Annotated in this window: 12 protein-coding genes; 7 read left to right on the top strand and 5 right to left on the bottom strand. The window is 75.2% G+C overall.

What is annotated here, in order from left to right; all coding sequences use genetic code 11:
* Positions 1–47: 47 nt before the first annotated feature.
* Positions 48–1253 carry a glycosyltransferase gene (locus IF23_RS0102505; protein WP_030279251.1) on the bottom strand — a complete coding sequence of 402 codons (1206 nt, stop codon included), beginning with the start codon at positions 1251–1253 and terminating at the stop codon, positions 48–50.
* A gap of 400 nt (positions 1254–1653) precedes the next feature.
* Between IF23_RS0102505 and IF23_RS0102510 the strand changes: the two genes are divergently transcribed.
* Positions 1654–2352: a glycosyltransferase family protein gene (locus IF23_RS0102510; RefSeq protein WP_030279253.1), complete on the top strand. Its 699-nt coding sequence runs from the start codon at positions 1654–1656 to the stop codon at positions 2350–2352.
* A gap of 87 nt (positions 2353–2439) precedes the next feature.
* Here IF23_RS0102510 and IF23_RS0102515 read toward each other — a convergent pair whose 3' ends face one another.
* Positions 2440–3096: a TetR/AcrR family transcriptional regulator gene (locus IF23_RS0102515; protein WP_030279254.1), complete on the bottom strand. Its 657-nt coding sequence runs from the start codon at positions 3094–3096 to the stop codon at positions 2440–2442.
* Between the two features lie 110 nt (positions 3097–3206).
* On the opposite strand from IF23_RS0102515, the gene IF23_RS0102520 reads away from it, so the two are divergent.
* Complete coding sequence (locus IF23_RS0102520; protein ID WP_030279256.1) at positions 3207–4436, top strand: GDSL-type esterase/lipase family protein; 1230 nt, start codon at positions 3207–3209, stop codon at positions 4434–4436.
* 22 nt (positions 4437–4458) lie between these two features.
* On the opposite strand, the gene IF23_RS0102525 is transcribed toward IF23_RS0102520, so the two are convergent.
* Positions 4459–5949: a UbiD family decarboxylase gene (locus IF23_RS0102525; protein ID WP_030279258.1), complete on the bottom strand. Its 1491-nt coding sequence runs from the start codon at positions 5947–5949 to the stop codon at positions 4459–4461.
* A gap of 215 nt (positions 5950–6164) precedes the next feature.
* On the opposite strand from IF23_RS0102525, the gene IF23_RS0102530 reads away from it, so the two are divergent.
* The 4 genes from IF23_RS0102530 to IF23_RS0102545 all read left to right on the top strand — a co-directional run bounded on the left by IF23_RS0102530 (position 6165) and on the right by IF23_RS0102545 (position 21629).
* Positions 6165–7073 (top strand): helix-turn-helix domain-containing protein, encoded by a 909-nt coding sequence (locus IF23_RS0102530; RefSeq protein ID WP_030279259.1) that lies wholly within the window; start codon positions 6165–6167, stop codon positions 7071–7073.
* Positions 7074–7503: 430 nt separating this feature from the next.
* Complete coding sequence (locus tag IF23_RS0102535; protein WP_281179945.1) at positions 7504–11502, top strand: non-ribosomal peptide synthetase; 3999 nt, start codon at positions 7504–7506, stop codon at positions 11500–11502.
* Positions 11503–11576: 74 nt separating this feature from the next.
* On the top strand, positions 11577–20720 hold the full coding sequence (locus IF23_RS0102540) for a non-ribosomal peptide synthetase (protein WP_030279262.1): 9144 nt from the start codon (positions 11577–11579) through the stop codon (positions 20718–20720).
* A gap of 39 nt (positions 20721–20759) precedes the next feature.
* Positions 20760–21629, top strand: coding sequence for a TauD/TfdA dioxygenase family protein (locus IF23_RS0102545; protein WP_030279264.1), 870 nt, complete (start codon positions 20760–20762; stop codon positions 21627–21629).
* Between the two features lie 58 nt (positions 21630–21687).
* Here IF23_RS0102545 and IF23_RS0102550 read toward each other — a convergent pair whose 3' ends face one another.
* Both IF23_RS0102550 and tatA read right to left on the bottom strand, forming a co-directional pair.
* Positions 21688–22470 (bottom strand): hypothetical protein, encoded by a 783-nt coding sequence (locus IF23_RS0102550; RefSeq protein WP_245654866.1) that lies wholly within the window; start codon positions 22468–22470, stop codon positions 21688–21690.
* A 49-nt stretch (positions 22471–22519) separates the two neighbouring features.
* Positions 22520–22930: a Sec-independent protein translocase subunit TatA gene (tatA, locus tag IF23_RS35550; RefSeq protein ID WP_078653768.1), complete on the bottom strand. Its 411-nt coding sequence runs from the start codon at positions 22928–22930 to the stop codon at positions 22520–22522.
* Positions 22931–23068: 138 nt separating this feature from the next.
* On the opposite strand from tatA, the gene IF23_RS0102560 reads away from it, so the two are divergent.
* Positions 23069–24586 (top strand): LCP family protein, encoded by a 1518-nt coding sequence (locus IF23_RS0102560; RefSeq protein ID WP_078653738.1) that lies wholly within the window; start codon positions 23069–23071, stop codon positions 24584–24586.
* The last annotated feature ends 1 nt before the right edge of the window (position 24587 follow it).

The raw sequence follows: 24587 nt of genomic DNA on the forward strand, positions 1-24587 counted from the left end.
CGGCCTTCAGCGGAGCGGACGTTCTCCGTCGGGTGGGCCCGGCCCCTTCACCGTGCGGCGTCGAGCAGCAGGTCCGCCGCCACCGCCGCGCCGTCGCTACGGACCTCGGCGCCCAGGGTCGCGGCCCGGGCCCGGGTCTGCGGAGCCAGGGCCGTCCTGAACGCGGCGCCCAGGGACCCGGTGTCCGGGACCGGGCCGTCGAGCGCCGTACCGATGCCCAGGTCCGCCACCCGGTCCGCCCAGTACAGGTTGTCCGAGATCGCGGCGGGCACCACCACCTGCGGCGCGCCCGCCCGGGCGGCCGTCGCCGTCGTGCCCGCGCCGCCGTGGTGCACCACCGCGGCCACCTGCCGGAACAGGCGCTGGTGGTTGACCTCGCCGAGGGCGAAGCAGTCGTCCCGGTCGTCGATCAGCCCCAGGTCGGCCCAGCCGCGGGAGACCAGCGCGCGGTGCCCCTGTGCGCGGAGCGCCTCGACGGTGTGGCGGACGAGGTCCTGCGGCGCGTTCGCGCTGCCGAAGCCCACATAGACCGGTGGGTCGCCCGCCTCCAGGAACGCCACCAGGTCGGCGGGGAGCGGCCGTTCGTCCGGCAGACTCCAGGTGCCCGTCTGGACCACGTCGAGGCCCGGGGTCCGCGGCCACGGTCCCAGGGCGGGGTCCGCCGCCAGCCAGGGCCGATCGGTGAGGACATGGTCCCGGACGCTTTCCACCGGCGGCAGTCCGAGCGCGGCCCGGTGGCGGTTGAGCGCCTCGGCGAACTGCGTGTTGACGTGCTCGGCGTCCCGTTCCCAGCGCGCCCGGTGGTCGTCCACCTCCGGCTCCGGCCAGCCCGGGCGCGGCGGCGGCGCATGGTGCGGCGACGGCAGGTGGACCGCCGCGTAGCTCACGTAGACGTAGCGGACGCCCGCCGCCTCGGCCACGGACCGCGCGGCGATCTGCGCCAGACCGGCCGCGACCAGCACGTCGCACCCCTCGACCGCCGCGGGGAGGAGGGCGAACTGCGCCTCCACCAACGCGTCCCGGGTTCGGGAGAGGTCCGCCGCCGACGGCAGGGCCGTCCCGCGCGCCAGCGACCGTACCGACGGCCCGACCGGCACCGGGCGGACGCCGATGCCCGCCAGCCGCTCCGCGAACTCCTCGTCCGGCGGCACGCACATCCGTACCTCCGCGCCGCGCTCCCGCAGCCGCACCGCGAGTGCCACCAGCGGTTCGACATCGCCGCGTGACCCGTATGTCGACAACAGCACCCGCATCCGCGCCCTCTTCCGTTCCGTCGCCCCGGACCTCGGCCCGGCTCGGCCTGCGAACGGCCCGTCGCCGGCGGTACGCCGACCGTGGCAGAGGTGCGGCCGGCAGTTTACGCGGCGGGTACGGAGCGCGGCGGCCGGCCCGGAGGCCGCCGGTCCGGTGACCGCGTGTGGGCCGGGCGCTGCCGGGAGCAACTTCCGCTCCCCGGGGCGGCGGTGGACCGGCGCAGGTCCGAGGGCCGGGGAGGGCACCGGAGCGCGTTCCGCTCTCGCCCGGAGCCGTCCCCGGTGCTTACGGTGAGCGCCCGGCGTGCGCCGCGCTCGACGGTGCGGCGCGGGTCCGGCCGCCCGTGGCCGACGCGGCGCGCGGGGTGTCCGACCGTCAGCACAACCTGAGAGCCATGTGATGCCCAGATCCTTCGCGCCCGTCCCCGATGTGTCGGTCATCCTGCCCTGCGCGGGATTCGCGACCCGCTTCAGCGCCCCCTACTCCAAGGAACTGCACTCCCTCGCGCCCGGAGTGACCGTGCTCGACCGCAGCCTGGAGGCGGTCGTCGAACTCGCCCGGCACGGGCTCCATGTGCGGCTGGTCGTGGTGTTCCGGACGCACAAGATGGACACGGTGAGCTATCTCGCGCGCTACGCCGACATCTTCCAGATGGTCTTCGTCTACCAGGACGCCGAATCGGGGCTCGACGGCGCGATCCGGACCGCCCTGCCGATGACGGAGGGCCCGGTGGCCCTCGTCCTCCCCGACATCGTCCTGACCGGCCCGGACAGCGCCGACAGCCTCCGCTCCGCGCTGGGGCGGATAGGGACGACCGGCTGGTGTGTGGTCGCCGCGGAGGAGCGCGATGCCCACGCACTGCGGCAGGTGGGCGCGTTGGCCGTGGCCGGGGAGGGCGGTGCCGCGACCGTCGGCGCGGCGGTCGAGAAGCCGTCGGACCCCTCGGGCTTCAACGCGTTCTGGGGCATGGTGGTGGCCGCCGAGGACGAGGCGCACCGGTTGCCCGACGTGGTGACGCGCGAGGCGGACAGCCCCTTGGCCGGAGCCGCCGCCCTCATGGTGGACGGAATCGTCAACTACAACAGGGCCGTCGGCTGACGGACGGCGCCCGGCGCCGCGCCCGGTCGGGGCGCGGCCGCCGTGCCACCCGGGCGGCCTCCGTCGGGGCTCCCCGACGGGCACCGGTCACTCGGCGGTCGTCCGGTCGCCCTCCACGCCGGTGTCCAACGCCCCCGCCGGAAGGCCGAGTTCGCGTTCGGCGGTGGTCTGGGCCATGCGGGTCACCGCGGCGGGGCGGTCGGAGGTGTCGGTGTTGGCGTGGGCGCCGAGACCGTCGATGACGACCAGGATCCGGATCATCGTCACGTACGGGTCGTCGGTGCGGAACTCCCCCCGGTCGACGCCGTCGCGGATCACCGACTCCAGCCGCTCGCGCCAGGCGGCCTCCTGGTCGCCGACGCGGGTGCGCAGGACCGGGCGGTAGCGGCTGAGGTGGCGGGCGTTGATCCACAGGCGGCTGACGCCGTCGTAGGCGGGGCCGGTGGCGCGGGCGAAGAACCGGGTGAGGCTCTCGGTGGGGGTGGTTGCGGTGCGGTCGGCGGGCAGCAGGACGTCCAGTTCGGCCCGGGCGGCGCTGCCGAACGCCTCCGCCACCAACTCCTCGACCGACGGGAAGTAGTGGCCGATGAGTCCGGGGCGCACGCCCAGGTCGTCGGCGATCCGGCGCAGGGTGATGCACTCCAGGCCGTCGGCGAGGGCCACGGCGGCGGACGCCGCGACGATCTCGGCCCGCCGGGCGTCGGGGGACTTGCGGGTGCGCTTGCGCGGGACGGTGGACGACATACCGCGACGCTATTGACTGCCTCCCGGCGGTGCAAACCGCGGGCCGCCCGCCCCGTGCCCCGCGCGGGAATTGGTGTGCGCATCCGGAAAACAATTGACAAGGTGGTGCCATGACCCCTCAGCACGACGACACCGCAGGTCCGGGCGGTACGCCGAACCTGCTCACCGTTCCACTCACCGAGTCGCTGCTGCGCGGCGCCCTCGATGTGGAGCGCACCGCGCACGGACTGCTGCCGCACCGGCTCCCCGCCCGCGCCCGCGCGCAGTTCGCCGATGCGCAGCTCTCCCTCGCGGAGTCGCAGCCCTCCGGCGTACGGCTGGTGTTCCGCACCCGGGCCACCACCGTCGAACTGGACACGCTGCGCACGAAGATGGCGTACGTGGGCGCGCCGGAGCGGCCGGACGGCGTCTACGACCTGGTGGTGGACGGGCGGCTCGTCGCGCAGGGGTCGACCGGCGGCGGCAACGTCCTGCTGGTGGACATGGCCTCCGGTTCGGCCGAGACGAAGCCGGGGGAGCCCGGCACGGTGCGCTTCGCGGGGCTGCCCGAGGGCGCCAAGGACGTCGAGATCTGGCTGCCGTACAACGAGATCACCCAGCTCGTGGCGGTGCGCGCGGACGCGCCCGTGGAGCCGCGGCCCGCGCGCGGGGCGCCGGTCTGGCTGCACCACGGCAGCTCCATCAGCCACGGTTCGAACGCCGCGAGCCCCACCAGCACCTGGCCCGCGCTGGCCGCCTCGCTGGGCGGTGCGGAGCTGGTCAACCTGGGTCTGGGCGGCGGCGCGCTGCTCGATCCGTTCACCGCCCGGGCGATGCGGGACGCCGCGGCGGATCTGCTCAGCGTCAAGATCGGCATCAATCTCGTCAACGCCGATCTGATGCGGCTGCGCGCCTTCACCCCGGCGGTCCACGGCTTCCTCGACACGATCCGCGAGGGCCACCCGACCGCCCCGCTGCTGGTGATCTCGCCGACGTTCTGCCCGATCCACGAGGACACCCCGGGCCCCAGCGCCCCGGACTTCGAGAACCTCTCCGGCGGGCAGTTGCAGTTCAAGGCCACCGGCAGTCCCGCCGAGCGGAGCGCCGGGAAGCTGACGCTCCGCGTCATCCGGGAGGAGCTGGCCCGGATCGTGCGGCAGCGCGCCGCCGGGGATCCGCGGCTCTTCCTCCTCGACGGGCGGGAGCTGTACGGCGAGGCGGACTTCGCCGAGCTGCCGCTGCCCGATCAGCTCCACCCGGACGCCGCCACGCACCGCCGGATGGGCGAGCGGTTCGCGGCGCTGGCGTTCGGCCCCGGCGGCGCGTTCGCCGGTGCGGGGCGGCCCGTCGGCGCGGAGTGAGCCGCCGACGGGCCTGGTGCCGTCAGCGGTAGCCGTACGTCGCCCACTCCGCGACGATGCGGCGGCGCAGCTCCGGCGGGTAGGAGGTGGCGAACGACGCGGTGACCGCGCGGGAGGTGCCGTCGAGCTGCCCGGGCAGCAGACAGCAGGTCACCGACTTCCCGCCGTGGCCCGCGGCGACCTCCTCGGGGGTGAGGTAGGGCACCAGCGGGATGCCGGGGGCGTCCGGGTAGGTGTGGGTGCCGGTGCCCGGGTGGCTGCGGGTGGCGAGCGCCCAGACGACCTGGCGGATGTCGGTGATGTCGATGTCGTCGGTGACCAGCAGCACCTTGGGGACGAGCCAGCCCGCGTGCGAGCCGAACAGCACACGGGCGACGGTGTCGGCCAGCTCCCGTTCGGTGGTCCGCATCCGGCGCAGCCCCGCCCGGTCCAGGGAGACCACCAGCCAGCAGGTGGCGGCTTCGTAGGAGCACCAGGCGAAGTCGACGGGGAGTCCGGCGGTGCGGAGGGTGTCGAGGGCGGTGGCGGAGATCATCGTGCCCCAGATGGTGTGGTTCTCCTCCGGCGGCAGGCCCGCGACGCAGACCGGCAGCACCGGGCGGTCGCGGTGGGTGAGCGTCTCGACGTGGAAGACGGGCTGCGGGCGGCTCTCCCCGAAGGAGTAGCCGTGGTACTCCCCCATCGGCCCCTCGGGCGCCGTCTCGTCGGCGCTGAGGTAACCCTCCAGCACGATCTCGGCGTTGGCGGGGACGTACAGGTCGTGGGTCTCCGCCCGGACGACCTCGACGGGGCTGCCGGTGAGCGCGCCGACGTAGCCGTCCTCGCCGACGTGTGCGGGCAGCGGCATCCCGGCGGCGGCGAGCGCGGCGGGCGGGGCGCCCAGCACCATCGCCCACGGGGTGCGCAGCCCCTTCTCCCGCCACATCGCGTGGATCATGCCGAGGTGTTGCTGCGGCATGGCCGGTCCGACGAGGGTGGTGGGGCCGTGCAGCATGGTGCGGGCGACGGACCAGCTGGTCCAGGAGGCGTCCGGGGTGCGGACGATGTGGAAGCCGTAGGTGCCGAGGTAGCGACCGCCGTCCTCCTGGTGGAGCAGCGGGACGGGGAGCGCCGTCAGGTCGAGGTCGGCGCCGCGCACCACGTTCTCCTTGCAGGGTCCGTCGGTGACGGTGACCGGCGGGAGCGGGGCGGTGTGCATCGCGGTGATCAGTTTCTCGACGACGGTGCGCGGGGTGGCGTCCCGGTCGAGTCCGGCGTGGGCGGCGAGGCGGCCGTAGGCGCCCTTGTCCGGGGTGCTCATCCCGGCGGGCGCGCCGAGGAGGCGGAAGCCCGGGGTGCCGGTGGTGAGGTCGGTGAAGAGCGGGGCGGGGGCATGTGTCTCGTAGGCGCGGCGGGTGACGGCGCCCGCTTCGAGGTGCGGGTCGACGGGGCGGCCGACGGGGACGGCGTCGCCGGTGGCGAGCAGGGTGTCGAGGAAGTCACGGAAGTTGAGGGCGGGGCCGTGCTGGGTCATACGGGTCTTCTCCCGGCGGAGGGGCGGGCGCGGCGGAGCCGTGCGGGGGCGGAGCCGTGCGGGGGCGGAGCCGTGCGGGGGCGGACGTCGCGGCGCCGGATGGAACACTTTCGGACAGGGCGGCGCGGTCGGCCGCCGCGTCCGGCGGCGGTCGGTGCGGTCAACTCACGCTAGGCACGGCCGAGGCGGCGGCCGGTGTACGCTCCGGACGCATCATGCGCAGAAACGGACAGGTTGCGGGGCGGGCGGCGGGCGGGATCGCCGAGGTGGCGTTCCCGGTGACGCCGGGCGGGCCGCCGGGCGTGGAGGTCACCGATCCCGCGGGGCTCGCCGCGCTCACCGGCCGGTGGGGCGTGGCCGCGGGCGCGCCGCTGCGGCCCGGCTTCCATCTGCTGGTCACCGTCGGGTCCGGGGAACTGCACTGCTCCGTGGACCTCACCCCGTGCACGGTCGCCGCGGGCGGCTGGCTGTGGGTGCGGCCGGGGCAGGTACTCACGTTCGCCTCGGACCCCGCGGCGGCGCGGGGGACGGTCGTCCTCTTCCAGCCGGGGTTCCTGGACGCCGCGACCGCCGGTGCCGCGCAGGTGGAGCGGCGCGCCTGGCGGCTGCCGCTCACCCCGGCGGAACCGGCCGCCGGTCAGCTGCGGGCCACGCTGGAGATGCTGGAGGGCGAGTACCGGCGGCTGACGGATCTGCCGCTGGAGGTCCATGTCGAGGTCGTCCGGCATCTGCTGGCGGTGCTGGTGCTGCGGCTGTCCCAACTGCCGGGCGGGGTGCGGCGGGAGCGGGCCGGAGGTGAGGTGTTCGACCGCTTCCGGCGAGCGGTGGAGCGGGACTTCACCCGCAGTCACCGGGTCGAGGACTACGCGCGGGCGCTGGGCTACAGCGTGCGGACGCTGACCCGGGCGACGGACGCCGCGACGGGCTGTGGCGCGAAGCGGTTCCTCGACGACCGGATCCTGCTGGAGGCGAAACGGCTGCTGGTCCACTCCGATCTGCCGTCCGCGGCGATCGGCGAACGGCTCGGATTTCCCGGTGCCGCCCTCTTCACCCGCTTCTTCCGGCTGCGCGCCGGAGCGACCCCGGTGGCGTTCCGCGAGCGGGCGCGGGGGACGGCGGGATAGCGGTGACGCGGCCGAAAATGCCTGTTCCGGGGCGTCGTGGGCCCGGATCCGGTTCACCAACAGTCGGCTTCGCGTCACCGAATGCGACTTGAACCTCCTGCCATTGACACCCGCTCACGTGTTGATCAATCATCACTGAGGTCGTAGGAACGAGCTTTCGACTCATTCCGCCCGATACCGACCCCCGCACCAGCGGTGCCACGGCGACCGAGCACGTACGTGGCGGGCGGACACCGGCCGCTCGTTCCCGCCGGTCCGTCCGGCGGACAGATATCCGGCGCCGCCGCCCGCCACCCGGCACGCCGGGCTCCGCGGGCCGGAGCCACCGCCCCCTCGGAGCGTCACCGACCGTCCCCCTCGACGCCACACCCGTCGGCACGCCCCGCCGCCTCCGACCCCCTCCCCCACAGAGGAAAGAGATGGTTTCCCGGTGACACAGACCTTCGCTCATCGCCACAGCGGCCCCTCCGACGCGGTGCGGCCCTCCCGCGGGGAAGCCGCCGTGCCGGGAGAGGGGGTGCCGCGGCCGCTGTCCCCCTCACAGCGCCGCCTGTGGGTGCTGAGCCAGTTGGAGGGGGCCGAGGACGCCTACAACGAGCCGCTCCCCTACCGGCTGCGGGGCCCGCTCGACACGGTGGCGCTGCGCCGGGCGCTGGACACGGTCGTGGCGCGGCACGAGATATGGCGCTCCCGCATGGTGGCGGTCGACGGTGAGACGTACCAGATAGCGGCGCCCGCCGAGGTCGGTCTCCCGATGGTCACGCTCGATCTGTCGGACGAGAACCCCTCGGAGGAGCGGCTCGCCGAGGTGCTCCGGGCGGAGTCGGCCGTCCCGTTCGATCTGAGCACCGGCCCGCTCGCCCGCGGTCTCCTCGTCCGGCTGGCGCCGGAGGACCACGTCCTGATGGTGACGGTCCATCACATCGTGATCGACGGGGCGTCCCAGATCATCCTGATCAACGAATTGAACGCGCTCTACGCGGCGTTCCTGGCCGGTGCGGACGATCCGCTGCCGCCGGTGTCCCGGCAGTTCGCCGACCACGCGGCCGATCAGCTCGCCCGGACGGCCGACGCGGAGGTCGTCGCGCAGGAGGCGTACTGGCGCAAGCACCTGGCGGACGCGCCGCCGGTGCTGGAGGTGCCCACCGACCGGCCGCGCCCGCCCCGCCAGGACTTCACCGGCGACCAGGTCGTGCTGGGGCTGGACGCGCGGACGACCGAGGCGCTGCGGCAGGCGGCGCGGGAGCACGGTGCCTCGCTCTTCGCCGCCGTGCAGAGCGGCTGGGCGGTGCTGCTGTCGCGGCTGTCCGGGCAGACGGACATCGTTGTCGGCATCCCGAGCGCCAACCGCCGCGGGCGGGACGCCGACGACGTCATCGGCTTCTTCGCCAACACCCTTCCGCTGCGCAGCGATCTGTCCGGCGATCCCACCGTCGCCGAGGTGCTGCGCCGGGCCCGCGCCGGGATCCGGGGCGCGCTGATCCACCAGGAGCTGCCGCTGGAGCGCGTGGTGGAGCTGGTCAACCCGCTGCGCAGCACCGCCCACACCCCGCTGTTCCAGACGACGCTCTCCTGGACCCCGGCGCTCGGCACGCTGCTGGAGCTGCCGGGGCTGACCGCGGAGAAGCTGAAGCTCCCCTTCATCGCCGCCAAGTTCGATCTGATGCTGATGGTGACCGAGGAGGACGGCTGCCTCACCGGCCATCTCGACTACGCCACCGCGCTGTTCGACCGGGCGACGGCGGAGCGGTACGCCCGCTACCTGGAGCGGGTGCTGACGCAGATGGCCGCCGCGCCCGGGCGGACCATCGGTGAGCTGGAGCTGCTGGACGAGGCGGAGCGCCGGTGGCTGCTGGAGGACTGGGACGCCACCCGCGGCGACGGCGCGGTGCCGCTCGCCGCGCCCGCCTCGCTGGTCGCCCGCTTCGACGCGCAGGTCGCGGCCCGTCCCGGCGCCACGGCGGTGGAGTGCGCGGGGCGGCGCCTGGACTACGGCACGTTGGCGCGGCGGGCGGAGCGGCTGGCCGCCGCGCTGGTCGCCCGTGGGGTGCGGCCCGGTCAGCTCGTCGGGCTGCACGCCGGGCGGACGCCGGAGCTGGTGGTGGGGTTGCTCGGCATCCTGAAGGCGGGCGCCGCGTTCCTGCCGCTGGACCCGGGGCAGCCGGACGCCCGGCGCGCCGCGATGATCGCGGACGCCGCCCCGGCGCTGGTGCTCACCGACCGCGCCGACGCGCCCGACGGCCATCTGGACCTGCGGAGCGTCGAGGCGGCGGGCGACCCGGAGAAGGCGCCGGTGGTGACCACGGGGCCCGAGGATCTGGCGTACGTCCTCTACACCTCCGGTTCGACCGGGCGGCCCAAGGGCGTGGCGGTCACCCACCGCAGTGTGCTGAACCTCTTCGACACCTGGCTGGACCGGTTCGGGCCCACGCCCGGTGAGGCGACGTCCGCATGGTCGGGCATCGGCTTCGACGCGATGGTCCACGAACTGCTGCTGCCGCCGACCACCGGCGCGGAGCTGCACCTCGTCCCCGACGGACTCCGCGGCGACCCGGACGCGTTGCTGACCTGGATGCGTGAGCACCGCATCGTCCAGGCGTTCCTGCCGCCCGCCTACGTCCGCTGGATCGACGAGGCGCCCGGCGAGCGGCTGGCCGGGCTGGCGCTGCGGCAGTTGCTGACCGGCGTGGAGCCGCTGCCCGAGAAGGCGCTCCACCGGATGACGGAGGCGCTGCCGGGGCTGCGGATCTGTTACGGCTACGGGCCGACCGAGGCCACCACCTACAGCACCGCGTACACCGATCCGCGGCCGCTGGACCGCTCGTGCCCGATCGGCCGGCCGCTGGGCAACACCCGGCTCTACCTCCTCGACGCGCGGATGCGTCCGGTGCCGCCGGGGGTGCCGGGTGAGGTCTGGTTGGGCGGCGCCTCGCTCGCCGCCGGGTACCACGGGCGCCCGGATCTGACCGAGGAGCGGTTCCGGCCGGATCCGTTCGTCCCGGGTGGCCGGATCTACCGCACCGGCGATCTGGCGCGGCGGCTGCCCGACGGCAACGCGGAGTTCCTGGGCCGTGGCGACGACCAGATCAAGCTGCGCGGCTTCCGGATCGAACCGCGCGAGGTGGAGACGGCGCTGCTGGCGCTGGACGGGGTGCGGGAGGCGACGGTCCTCGCCGACCGGGACGACGCCGGTGACCTGCGGCTGGTGGCCGCCCTCGGGCGGGGCGACGCCGCGCCGCGCCGCGCCGACGAGTGGCGCACCGCGCTCGCCCGCCACCTGCCCGACCACATGATCCCGGCGCTCTTCGTGGAGTTCCCGGTGCTGCCGCTCAACCGCAGCGGCAAGGTGGACCGTAAGGCGCTGCTGGCGGCGGCGCACGCGGCGCCGTCGCAGGTGAACACCGCGGCGCCGCGCGACCATGTCGAGCTGGCGCTGCACCGGATCTGGCAGGGCGTGCTGCTGCGCCCGTCGATCTCGGTCACCGACAACTTCTTCGACATCGGCGGCACCTCCGTCTCCGCGATCAAGGTGGCTTCCGCCGTCCGTGAGGAGTTCGGCCGGACGCTGCCCATCCGCGATCTGCTGAGCCATCCGACGATCGAGGCGCTGGCCGGACGGCTGCGCTCCGACGCGTCCGGGCAGCCCGGCAGCAATCTGATCGAGTTCCGGCCGGGCGACGGGCGGCGGGTGGTCTGTGTGCACCCGGCGGGCGGCACCGCCTTCTGCTATCTGCCGCTGGCCACCGCGCTGCCGCCGGAGACCGGCGTCGTCGGCATCCAGTCGCCCGGTCTCAACGCCGGGGAGGAGCCGCTGCCGTCGGTGGAGGCGATGGCCGAGGAGTATCTGCGGCTGATCGAGGTGCGCGCGGACGAGACGCTGGTGCTGTGCGGGCTCTCGTACGGCGGGCTGGTCGCCCATGCGATGGGGCGGCTGCTGGCGGAGTCCGGGCACCGCGGGGTGAGCGTGGTGCTGCTCGACACCCGCGGCACCGACGACCCGGAGGCGCGGGCGGCGGTCACCCCCGTGGACGCCGATGAGTTCCGGGCGAAGCTGGTGCGGTTCAACGGGATGTACCCGGGCATCGAGGACGCGCAGATCGACCGGTACCTGCGGGTCTACAACCACAACCGGATGACCGCCCGTGACTACGAGGTCCCGTCGACCGGTGCCCGGCTGGTGTTCGTCCAGGCGACCGAGGAGGACGAGGACCCGGCGACCGTGCGGGAGGTGCGGGCGTTCTGGGAGCGGCGGGCCGACGGCGGGCTGGTGACCGAGCCGGTGGCGTGCGGCCACTGGGACATCCTGGAGGGCGCGCAGCTGCCGCGGGTGGCGGAGGTGATCGCCGCGGAGCTGGCGCGGCTGCCGCAACCGGCGCCGCCGACCGCCCCGGACGCCGCGGACCCCGGCTCCGCCGGAGGTGCGGCGTGACCGGATCCCCGCACGGCCGCACGGCGGACCGCACACCGGAAGAACCCGAACCCCCTCACGGAGAAGGTCAGTTGATGTCAGGACTGGCACAGGAGGTGCACGCCCGGGCGGTGCGCACCCCCGAGGCGCCCGCCGTGCAGGACGGTGCGGTGCGGTTGGACTACGCGGCGCTGGACGCGGCCGGTGCCGCCGTCGCGGACGGGCTGCGCCGCCACGGCGTCCGCCCCGGGCAGGCGGTGGCGGTGCAGCTGCCGCGCTCCTGGCAGCTGATCTGCGTGATGCTCGGCGTGCTGCGGCTGGGCGCCCATGTCGTCCCGCTGGACGCGCAGAGCCCGCCGGAGCGGCGCCGCCACATCCTCACCGACGCGGGCGCCGTCGCGCTCGTCCACGGCGCGATGCCGCCCGAGGTCCCGGCGGGTGTCCGGGCGCTGGACGCGGACGGGCTGCTCGCCGCGCGAGGCCGCTTCCCGGCGCCGCAGGAGCGGCCGGACGCCGCCGGTCCGACGGCCTTCCTCTTCTACACCTCCGGAACGACCGGTCTGCCCAAGGGCGTCGAGGTCCCCGGCGCCGGGGTGCTGCGGCTGGCCCGGCCCGAGTTCGTCGGGACGGCGCCGGGGATGCGGTTCGGCTGTCTGTCCAACCCGGCGTTCGACGCGCTCACCTTCGAGGTGTGGGCGCCGCTGCTGACCGGCGGCTGCTGTGTGATCGTCGACGACGCGGACGTGCGTGATCCGGAGCGGCTGGCGGCGACGCTGCTGCGGGAGCGGATCGAGACGCTCTTCGTCACCGCGGCGCTGTTCAACGCCGTGGTGGACACCGCGCCGGACTGCTTCGGCGGCGCCCGGCAGGTCCTCGTCGGCGGCGAACAGCTCAACGCCCGCACCGTCCGCCGCTGGTACCGGCACCACCCCGGCACCGCCACCCGGCTGATCAACGGCTACGGGCCGACCGAGACCACCACCTTCGCGGTGTCGTACCCCGTCCCGCCCGACTTCGACGGCGAGGTGGTGCCCATCGGGCGGCCGCTGCCGGAGACCGGCGCGGTCGTGGTCGCCGCCGACGGCACCCGCGCCGCGGCCGACGGGGAGATCGGCGAGCTGTATCTGTCGGGCTCCGGGGTGGCCGCCGGGTACCGCAACCTCCCGGAGGAGACGGCCCGCCGCTTCGTCCGGCTGCCCTGGTACGACGGCGGGGCGACGGTCCACTACCGCAGCGGCGACCTGGTGCGCGCCGACGCCGACGGGCTGCTGACGTACGTCGGGCGCGCCGACCGGCAGGTGAAGGTGCGCGGCTTCCGGATCGAACCGGGCGAGCTGGAGCGGCAGATCACCGCGCACCCGGCGGTCCGCCACGCCCATGTCTGCACCCGCCGCTCCGGCACGGACGGCCCGCACGAGCTGCTGGCGTTCCTGGTGCTGGACGGGGAGCTGTCGTACGAGGAGTGCGAGCGGCACCTCGCGGACGGGCTGCCGACCTATATGCGTCCGCACCATCTCTTCCTGGTGGACGCGGTGCCGCTGACCGCCAACGGCAAGGTCGACGAGGCGGCGCTGCTGGCCCGCGCCGACCGGCCGTGGCGGCGCACCGCGGACACCGCCGCCGCGGAGGTCACCCCGTGGCAGCGGGAGGTGCTGGAGCTGGCCGGGGAGGTGCTGGGGCTGGCGGATCCGCGGCCGGACGACCGGTGGATCGCGGCGGGCGGCGACTCGCTCAAGGCGCTGCGGTTCTGCTTCGCCGCGCGCCGCCGCTGGGGCTGTGAGCTGGACCGTTCGCTGGTGCTCGGCGGGGATCTGGCCGCCGTCGCCGAGGCGGTGGCCGCCGCCCGCGACACCGGGGAGTCGCCGTACCCGCCGGTCGCGCCGCCCTCGGGCGCGCGCTCCGCACCGGCCACCGCCGAACAGCAACGCCTCTGGCTGCACCAGCGCCGCCACCCCGCCTCCCGCGCCTACCACGTGGGCCAGGCGTTCCGGCTGGACGGCGCGGTCGACGCGGCGGCGCTGCGGCACGCGGTGCGGCAGCTGGTGGTGCGCCACCCCGCGCTGCGGACCGCTTTCGAGGCGACGCCGGAGGGGCTGGAGCAGCGCGTCGGCGACCCGTACGACCCGTGGACCGAACCCGGCGACCCGCCGTCGGACGAGGCGGGGCGCCGGGCCTTCGCCGCCCGGTTCTTCGCCGAACCGTTCGACCTGGCCGCGCCGCGGATGCTGCGCGCCTGTCTGCTGCCGGACGACGACGGCGCGGTCCTGCTGCTCCAGCTGCACCACATCGCCGTCGACGGCTGGTCGCTCAACGTCCTGTTCGCGGACCTCTCGCGGGCGTACGCGGCGTACCCGGACGGGCCGCCCGCGGCGCCGGAGGAGGGGTACACACCGCTCGACCACGCCCGCTGGCAGGCCGAGTGGTTCGACCGCCCCGGCTACGCCGAGCGCCGCGACGCGCTCGCCGCGCAGTACGACGCGACGGCGGCGGGGCCGGGCGAGCGGCTGCTGCCCGCCCGGACGACGCCGTTCCCCGAGGCGCACCTGCTCCACACCCGGCTGGACACGGTGCGCCGCACCCATGTCGACCGGCTCTGCGCCCAGCTGGGCCTGACCCGTTTCCAGGTGCTGCTGGGTGTCTTCGCCTGGAGCCTGTACGCGGTGACCGGCCGCACCCGGCCGCGGATCGCGGCGCCGGTGGCGGGCCGTCCGGTGCCCGAGTTCGCGGACGGCGTGGGGATGTTCGCCAACACCGTGCTGCTGCCGCTGACCGTCGCCCCCGACGAGGAGCTGCGGACCCAACTGCTGCGCGGGGGCGCGGAGACGGCCGCGGTCCTGGACCGGCAGGATGTGGCGTTCTCGGACGCGCTGGACGCGCTGAGCGGCGCGTGGGGCGCTGACGACGGCGCGCCGTTCGATGTGCTCTTCGTCCAGGAGAACACCGACTTCGACGCGCTCCGGCTGCCGGGCTGCGCGGCCCGCCCGCTGTGGTGGCCGCCGGCCGAGGCGAAGTGCCCGCTGACGTTCTCCGTCGTCGCGTACGCGGACGGGCTGGAGTGCGTCTGGGAGTACGCCACCGACCACTTCGACGCCGACGAGATCGCCGCGCTGGACACCCTGCTGCGGCGGGCCCTGGACCTGCTCGCCGACCCGGGCGCCCACACCCCCGCCGAACTGGCCGCCCCGCACCGCGCGCTCCAGCCCGACCACGGGCGCGGCCCGCGGGCCCGTCCCGGGTTCACGACGGTGGCCGAGGGCTTCGCCCGGCAGGTGGCGCGCACCCCGCACGCCCCGGCCGTGGCCGACGGCGAACGGAGCGTCGACTACGCCACGCTGGACGGGTACGCGGCGGCGCTGGCGGCCGAGGTGCGGGCGGCGTTCCCGGTCGCGGACGGGGCTCCGGCGCGGGTCGCGCTGTATCTGGAGCCGTCGCTGACGCATGTGGTGGCGCTGCTGGCGCTGGCCCGGCTGAATCTGACGGTCGTCCCGCTCGACCCGGCGTACCCGCCCGCGGTGCTGCGGCAGATCCTCGACCGGGCCGCGCCGCTCTGCGTACTGGTGCCGCCGGGTGGCGCGCCCGGTCTGGACGCGGTCGATCCGGCGGGCCGGGTGGTGCGCCATCCGGTGACGCTGCGGGCGGGCGGCGCGGGGGCGCCGGTCGCGGCGCACGACGGGGCCCGGCCGCTCTACACGCTGTTCACCTCGGGCTCCAGCGGTACGCCGAAGGGCGTCCAGGTCTCCGACCGGACGCTCTGCAACCTCCTCGCCTGGCAGGCGGACGCGGGCGGTCTGGGCGCGCCCGCCGTCACCCAGCAGTTCTCGATGCTCTCCTTCGACGTGTCGTTCCAGGAGATCTTCTCGGCGCTGTGCGGCGGCGGCACCCTGCGGCTGATCGGCCCCGGCCTGCGGCAGGACGCGCCCGCGCTCCTCGCGCAGCTGGAGGAGTCCGGCGCCGAGCGGATCTTCCTGCCGTACGTGGCGCTCCAGCTGCTCGCGGAGCACGCCGTCCATCTGGGCCGGTACCCGTCGCGGCTGCGCGAGATCGTCACCGCGGGCGAGCAGTTGGTGTGTACGGAGGCGATCCGCCGCTGGCTTTCGGGGCTGCCCGGCGCCCGGCTGTTCAACCACTACGGGCCGACCGAGACGCATGTGGTCAGCGCCCTGTGCCTCGACGGGGACCCGGCGTACTGGCCGGAGCGCCCGGCCGTCGGGCGGCCGGTGGCCGGTGCGGTGCTGCGGGTCGTGGACGGCGACGGGCGGCCGGTGCCGCCCGGCTGCCCCGGTGAGCTGCTCATCGGCGGCACCATGGCGTCCCGCTGCTATCTGGCCACCCCGGAGGCGGACCTCAACGCCGAGCGGTTCACCGAACTGCCCGGCGAGGGGCGGTTCTACCGCAGCGGCGACCGCGCCCGCTTCGACCGGGACGGGTTGCTGCACTACCTGGGCCGCGACGACCAGCAGATCAAGCTGAGCGGGCACCGGCTGGAGCTGGGCCAGGTCGAGGCGGCGCTGCTCCGGCACCCGGAGATCACCAACGCCGTGGTGGTGGCCGACGGCGCCGCGCTGACCGCGTGCTTCGAATGCCGCGGTACACCGCCGGACGCCGCCGCCCTCACCGCGCATCTGGCGACCCTGCTGCCCGCGTACGTCCGGATCGCCCGCTTCCGGCGGCTGACCGCGCTGCCGCGGACGCCCAGCGGGAAGCTGGACCGGGCGGCGGCGCTACGCGCGCCCGGCGAGGAGATCGGCGGCCGGGCGGCGGACACCGCGCCGCGCTCCCCGCGCGAGGCCGAACTGGCCGCGCTCTTCGAGGAGGTGACCGGCCGTCCGATCGCCCCCGAGCAGACGTTCTTCGACGCCGGGGCCTCCAGCCTGACCCTGATGCGCTACCACCTGCGCTGCACCACGGAGCGCGGGCTCCGCCTCACCGTCGCCGACCTCTTCGAACACGTCACGGTCCGGGCGCTGGCCCGGTTCCTGGACGGAGCGGCGGCGGAGACCGGGCAGGCTCCGGCCGCGCCCGAGCCGCCGGAGGCGCTCCCCGCGGCCGAGCCGATCGCCGTCGTCGGGATGGCGGTCCGGCTGCCCGGTGCGGTGGATCTCGCCGCGTTCTGGGAGCTGATACGCACCGGCGGCCGCGGTATCGAGGACTTCGAGGCGGCCGAGGGCATGGTCGGCGCGCGCAGCATGCTGGACGGGCCGCTCGCCTTCGACCCGGAGCACTTCGGCCTCAGCCGCGCCGAGGCCCGGCTGATGGATCCGCAACAGCGCCATCTGCTGATGTGCGCGGCGCAGGCGCTGGCGCACGCCGGGATCGCCGATCCGGCGACCGGTCCGCGCACCGGTCTGATCGCGGGCGCGGGCGAGAGCACGTACTACCGCACGATGCTCCAGGAGGGCGATCCGGCGGCGCTGCCGGACGCGTTCCGGCTCTCGCTCCACCACGAGAAGGACTATCTGGCCACCAAGCCCGCCTACCACCTGGGGCTGACCGGTCCGGCGTTCACCGCCCAGGCGGCGTGCGCCAGTTCGCTGGTCGCGGTGCATCTGGCGGCCGGACTGCTGCGGCAGGGCGACGCGGACGTGATGCTGGCCGGCGGGGTGCTCGTCGACACCACGCTGCACGACGGCTACCGCTACCAGCCGCAGCACATCTTCTCCGCCGACGGCCACTGCCGTCCGTTCAGCGACGGGGCGAGCGGCACCGTCGGCGGCAGCGGCGTCGGCGTGGTCGTCCTCAAGCCGCTCGCCCACGCCCGGCGCGACGGCGACACCGTCTACGCGGTGCTGACCGGCTCCGCGGTGAACAACGACGGCGCCGACAAGATGGGCTACAGCGCACCGTCGCTCGCCGGGCAGCGGGAGGTGATCCGGGCGGCCCTGCGGCGCGGTGGCCGCACCGGCGCCGACCTCGCGTACGTCGAGGCGCACGGCACCGGCACCCGGCTCGGCGACCCGGTCGAGATCGGCGCGCTGCGGCAGGCGTTCGATGTGCCGGAGTCCGGCCGGACCGCGCTGACCTCGGTCAAGAGCCAGCTCGGGCATCTGGGCGCGGCGGCCGGTGTGGTGGGGCTGATCCGGGCGGTGCTCGGTGTGCACCACGGGGTGATCCCGCCGCACGCCGACTTCCGCGCCCCGAGCCCGCACATCGACCCGGACCCGACGCCGTTCCACTTCCCGACCACCGCGCGGCCCTGGCCCGCCGACCGGCCCCGGGTGGCGGCGGTCAGCAGCTTCGGCATCGGCGGCACCAACGCCCATGTGGTGCTGGAGGCGCCGCCCGCGGCGGAGACCACCGGGCCGGACGCGGCGGACGGCGCGCTGTTCCTCTCCGCGTCGAGCCCCGCCGCGCTGCGCGCCGACGCCGCGCATATCGCCGACCATCTGACGGCCCGTCCGGAGACCTACGGCGCGGTGCTGCGGCATCTGCGCTCCGGGCGCCCGCAGCGGCGCTGGCGGGCCGCCGCGGTCTGCCCGGACGCGGCATCCGCGGTGCGGTGGCTGCGCGGCGTGGAGCCGGTGGCGGCCCCGGAGCCGTCCGGTGCGGTGCCCGTCGCGGACGGCGCCGACCCACGGGACACGGTGGCCGCCTGGCTCACCGGCGCCCCGCTCCCCGCCCGCCCCGGTCCGGCCCCGGCGCCGTGGGACTTCCCGCCGCCCGCCTTCGACCTGGCCGAGTACGACTTCCCGCGGGCGCGCCGGGAGGACGACGCACCGGCCCCGGCCGAGAGCCACCCGGCCCGTACCGACGCCGATACCGCCGTCCCGCCGCGGCTCCCCGAGGCCGAGTGGTTGAGCCAGCCGCACTGGGTGCGGTGGCGCCGGGCCGCGCCCGGCTGCCCGGAGCCCACCCTCCGGCAGCTGGTGCTGGTCACGGACGGACCGGTGCCGGACGCGGCGCCGCCGCAGCTGGCGGCGGCGTACTCCCGGGTGGTCCGGGTCGGCACCGCGGACGCCTTCGTCCGCCGCGGCGACGACGCCTTCGAGGTCGATCCCGCCGACCCCGCCGCCTGGCGTCAGCTGCTCGACGCGCTGGGCCCGGGGGCCGACGGCGGCACCGACTGGCTGCACGCGCTGCCGCTGGGCCTGACCGGACCGGTCGGCGCGGCCTCCCTGGCCCGGGCCGAGCGCGCCTGTCTGGACGCCCCGGCCGCCCTCGTCCAGGCGCTGGCGGACACCCCGCCCGCGCTCCGGCCGCGCCTGTGGTGGCTGTCGTACCGGGCGCAGCCGGTCGGCGGCGGTGTCGAACGGCCGGAGGCGGCGCTGCTCACCGGCGTCGCCACGGTCGCCGTGCAGGAGGGCGCCGCCGACGGCCGGTGGCTGGATCTGCCCGCCGCGGACCCCGCCGAGTGGGCCGGGCCGCTGGCCGCGCTGCTCACCTCGGCCACCCCGCGCACCGCCCTGCCCGAGCGGTTGGCGCTGCGCGACGGCCACTGGTGGCATCAGGTCGTCGTGCCGGTCACCGCACCGGATCCGGCGCCCGAGCTGCCCGAGGGGGACCATGTCGTCCTCGGTGGCACCGGCGGCATCGGGACGGGCGTCGCCGCCTGGCTGCTGCAACACACCGCGGGCCGGGTGCTGCTGGTCGCCCGGCGGCCCCGGCTGCCGGAGGCGCTGGCGTCCTGGGCGGAGCGGGTCGAGCTGATCGAGGCGGACCTCGCCGACGCCGGCGGCCACGAGGCGCTCGTGGCCGAGATCGCCGCCCGCACCTCGGGCCCGGCCACGGTGGTGCACGCCGCCGGTGCCGCGACCGGCGGACTCGTCGTCCGGCGCCCGGCCGGTGCGGACGGCCAGCAGGCCAAACTGCACGGCGCGCTCCTCGTCGAGCGGCTGGTCGAGCGCTGCGCCCCCGCGCTCGTCGTGCTCTGCTCGTCGATGTCGGCGCGGCTCGGCGGCGTCGGCCAGTACGACTACGCCGCCGCGGCGGGCCTGTTGGACGCCTTCGCCCACCACCGGCCCGGCGCCACCGCGCGGATCGCCCTCGACTGGGACGTGTGGCGGGAGACCGGCATGGCGCTGCGGGTCCCGGCGGGCGACGCCCGGCACCGCGCCCATCTCTCCGTCGGCCTCACCGTCGAGGAGGGCAGACGGGTCTTCGGCCGCGCCGTGGCGCTGCAACTGCCGCAGCTGCTGGTCTCCACCACGGAGATCGAGGCGTCCCGCACCTTCTACGCCGGGCCCGTCCCGGAGGCCACCAGCGCTCCCGTGCCGGTCGGCGGCGCGGCACCGGCCGTCCCGGAACCGGCCGCTCCCGCCCCCGCGGAGCTGCTCACCGACTGGCTCCGCGACTGGCTCGACGCCGATCCGCTCGACCCGGACGCCCCGCTGTACGACCTGGGCGCCGACTCGCTGACCCTGCTCGACCTGATCGGCGTGGTCAAACAGCACTACGGCGTGGAGCTGGACCTGTCGTGGTTCGGCCCCCGGGTCAGCCTCCACGACCTGCTGACCCACCTCGCCGGGGACCCGGCGGCCGAAGCCGCGGCGGACGCGGTGGCCCTCGACGTGTGGCAGGAGGGCACCGGACCCGAGGTGGTGTGCCTGCTGCATCCGGTGGGCGGCGACATCCAGGCGTACCGGTCGCTGGTCGCCGCGCTCGACGACCGGGCGACGGTCTGTCTGATCGCGGACCCGGCGCTGCGCGACCCGGACGCGGCCACCCCGGCGCTGGACGAACGGGCCCGCCGCTACCACGCGGCGCTCCGGGCCCGGTTCGGCGACGCCACGGAGCGGCTGCACCTGGTCGGCTGGTCGTTCGGCGCCTGGACCGCGGTGGGCATCGCCGCGCTCGCCGAGGCGGCCGGGCACCCGGTGTCCGGCGTCCATCTCCTCGACCCGCCGCCCCCGGGCTCCGGTCCGGGCTTCCAGGGCTACGACGAGGAGCAGCTCGAAGCGGTCTTCGCACACGAACTGGGCTCGGTGGGCGGCGCGTTCACCGGCGAGGGCCAGGCGTACGCCCAGCGGCTGGCGCGGTGCTGCCGGGCCAACCTCGCCTCCATGGCCGACCACCGGCTGCCCCGGCTGACCCGGACGCCCGCCCGGATGTGGCTGGCCGAGCACCCGGCGGAGGGGCTGCCCGCGCCGCTGCCCGCCGCCGCGCACCGGGAGCTGTGGCGCGACCATCTGGCGCTGCCCGGCGACTGGCGGCAGCTGCCCACCGACCACTACGGGATCGTCCGGCCCCCGCACACCCGGGCCGTGGCCGCCGCGCTCCATGCGGCGCTGGACACCCATCCCTGAACCATTCTCCGTACCGTCCCTCCACCGAAGGAAGCAGACATGGAGCAGTACGAACTCGACGCCATCGAGCGTCTCGTCACCCGGCCCGCCCGGAAGTACCGGACCATCGAGGTCGCTCCGCTCACCCAGGTGATCGGCGCGGAGGTGTCCGGGGTCGATCTGACCGAGGAGCTGTCGGACGAGCAGCTCGCCGAGGTCAGGACGGCCTTCCTCGACCACCATGTGCTGGTGCTGCGGGACCAGGACATCAGCCGCGAGGACCATCTCCGGTTCGCCTCGCACTTCGGTGAGTTGCGGCCGGTGAACCCGCCGCCGCCCGAGGGCGACCCGCACATCCTGGAGATCGTCACCACCCCGGGCGCGGAGGACGTGGCGGGCAACGCCTGGCACGCGGACGGCACCGCCGACGCCGAGCCGTCGCTCGGCTCGATGCTGCACATCCTGGAGACGCCTCAGGGCACCGGCGGCGACACCCTCTTCGCCAACATGCACCTCGCCTACGACCTGCTCTCGCCGACGATGCGGGAGCTGCTCGACGGGCTGACCGCGGTCCACGACGGGCTGCTCGCGTTCGGGGACCGGCCCATCCCGAAGGGGCACGTCACGGCGCGGAACGAGCACCCGGTGGTGGTGCGCCACCCGGAGACCGACCGCAAGCTGCTCTACGTCAACCCGATCTACACCCAGCGGATCCCGCAGCTGTCGGCGCCGGAGAGCCGGGCGCTGCTGGACATGCTCTACCAGACGGTGTCGGGGCGTCCGCTGCTCCAGTGCCGGGTGCGCTGGGAGCCCAACACCCTGGTCTTCTGGGACAACCGCTGTGTGCAGCACCATGTGTCGTACGACTACTACCCGCTCGCGCGCTACGGGCGCCGGATCGCGATCAACGGCGGCCCGCTGAAGGGCTGAGCGAGGCAGCGCAAGGCCGCTGGGGCGGGGCCGGTGACGGCGCCGCCCCGGCGGGGGCTCAGCGCTCCGCGGCGCCGCCCGGCCCGCTGAAGTCCGGGCTGCCGAAGTCCGGGCTCGCGAAGTCCGGACTGGCGAAATCGGGGCTGGCGAAATCGGGCGCGCTGTAGCCGGGACCCGTACGGGGCCGCTTTTCGCCCGGCGACGCGTCCGGCTCGGGCCGGGGCTCCGCCGCGGCGTCGCCCAGCCGGGCCCGCAGGAACGGCAGCAGCCCGCGGGTGAGCAGCGCCTCCTGGTAGGCCGTCAGGGCGCGGGCCACCTCGGCGTCCGCCGCCGAACGGCTGCCCGCCGACGGGCGGTTGCGGGCGGCGACCACCACCATCCACAGCAGGCCGCAGAGCGTCGCCACCGCCGCGACCCCGGCCGCGATCTCCCCCGCGACGATCAGCTCGTCGGCGAACTGCCCGCGCAGCCCGACACCCCGCAGCAGGAACCCGAGCAGCAGGAAGATCGCCGCGGCCACCGCCGCCAGCCCCGGTACGAGCACCCCGAGCGCGGGCAGCACACCGCCGGTGGCCCCGCTCGACGGGCGGCGGACCACTGGACGGACCGGTCGGGGTGCGGGGCGGGCGTCGGCGAGGCGGCGGTAGGTGCGGTACTCCTGCTCGGCCGCGGCGGCGATGACGGCGACCGAGCTGAGCGCATCGGCGCGCAGCTGCCCGGCGTCGGGGTCGCCGCCCGCCCGGCGCAGCCCCTCGGCCATCTCGCGGGTGGCCAGCGCGCGGTCCAGGAGCTTCGGGAAGTCCGCCTCGTCCGGCAGCTGGAACATATCGGTCGTCGTCACATCAACCCCCGTGGTCGGTGCGGTCGGAAGGGTGGTGCGGGGTCTCTCGTCAGCCACCGCCGGTCCCCCGGTCGGTGACGGGCACGGCTGCCGGGGCGGAGTCGCCGGACGCGGTGGGGCGGCCGGGGCCCGTCGCGGGCAGCGGGTGCGCGGTGGCCGTGGCCGGGCCACCGGGCTCCGGCGCCGGTGCGGCAGATGCCGGGGCGGAGGGCGCCGTGGCCGGGCCGGTGGTGGCGCCCGGGGCGTGGAAGGCGGCGTAGGGGGCGGCGGGCTCGGCGGGTCCGGACGGCGGTCCGGCTCCGGTGTCGTCGTTCTTCATCGCCTTGGTCTCGCTCTTGAGGATCCGCAGGGATTTACCCAACGCGCGTGCGGTGTCGGGGAGTTTGCGGGACCCGAAGAGCAGGATCACCACGATCCCCACCATCAGCAGGTGCCAGGGCTCGAGTCCGTTGCGCAGCATCGCCGCCGCCTCTCGGATTGCCGGTCGCCGGTGGACCAGCACCGGCATTTACTTGCTACATTGCGCAACTATACAACTCTGGGTGGGGGATGAACCGCCTTCCCCGCAGGAAAAATCCGGGCAATTGAGGGTGCACACGTGACAGGCAGCCATTCCGCACGCGACGGACGCCGCAACGGGGACAACGCCGCCCGGGGACGGCGCAGGCGCAGGCGCAGCAAGGCCCGGATAGCCGGGGTGACGACCGCGTCCTTCCTGGTCCTGGTGGCCGCCGGAGCCGGCTGGCTCTACCACCGGCTGGACGGCAACATCACCACGTTCGGCGCCGACGGCGTCAGCCGCGACCGGCCCGCCCCGAACACCGGCGGCAGCAACGTCCTGGTCATCGGCTCCGACTCGCGCTCCGGCAAGAACAGCGAGCTGGGCGGCGGCGAGGGCGATGTGGGCCGCTCCGACACCGCGTTCCTGCTGCACATCTACGGTGACCGCAAGCACGCGCTCGCCGTGTCCGTCCCGCGCGACGCCCTCGTCGACATCCCGCCCTGCCGCCTCCCCGACGGCTCCTGGACCCAGCCGCGCACCAACACGATGTTCAACTCGGCGTTCACCGTGGGGGAGACCGCGGAGGGCAACCCCGCCTGCACCCAGAACACCGTCGAGAAGCTGACCGGGCTGCGCGTCGACCACACCGTGGTCGTCGACTTCAACGGCTTCGCGAAGATGACCGAGGCGGTCGGCGGCGTCCCGGTCTGCGTACCGCAGGACCTCTACCAGGGCGATCTCAATCCGAACCTCGGCCACCGCGGCAAGCGGATCTTCACCAAGGGCCAGCAGACCGTCGAGGGGCACAAGGCGCTGGACTACGTACGGCTGCGGCACGGCATCGGCGACGGCTCCGACATCGGCCGCATCAAGCGGCAACAGGCATTCGTCTCCGGGCTGATACGCAAGATCAAGGAGCAGGGCGTCAACCCCACCACGCTGCTGCCGCTCGCCACCGCAGCCACCGAATCCCTCACCGTCGACCCGGAACTGGGCAGCGCCCAGAAGCTGCTCTCGTTCGCGATGGGGCTCAAGGACATCGATCTGCACAACACCGCGTTCGTCACCGTGCCCTGGCGCTACCAGGGCGCCCGGGTCGCGATCGTGCACCCCGCCGCCGACACCCTGTGGGCGGCCCTGCGCGCCGACCGCACCCTCGACGGCAAGGACGCCGCCGGGGAGGGCGGCGCGAAGAAGAAGCAGGACGAGTCCGCGTCCCAGGAGCCCGTCTCCGGCGCCGGGATCGACGTCACCGTCCTCAACGGCACCCACACCCCCGGCCTCGGCTCCCGCGTCGCCGACACCCTGCGCTCCTCCGGCTTCACCGTCGCCTCCGCCACCACCGCCCCCTCCCAGGAGCACGCCACCACGGAGATCTCCTACGGCCCCGGCCAGGAGGAGAAGGCCCGCACCACCGCCCGGCTCTTCCCCGGCGCGGAACTCCACGAGGGCACCGCGCCCGGCATCACCGTCACGGTGGGCAGCTCCTACTCCGAACCCTCCCCCGGCAGCACCGCCTCGGCGCCGCCCGCGGACGGCAAGGTGCCCACGGAGGTCTCCGACGACGCCCGCACCGCCGACGACGACGCCTGCGCCAAGCTGTCGTACGGCTGAC

The sequence above is a fragment of the Streptomyces catenulae genome (assembly GCF_000718015.1).
Lineage (GTDB): Bacteria > Actinomycetota > Actinomycetes > Streptomycetales > Streptomycetaceae > Streptomyces > Streptomyces catenulae.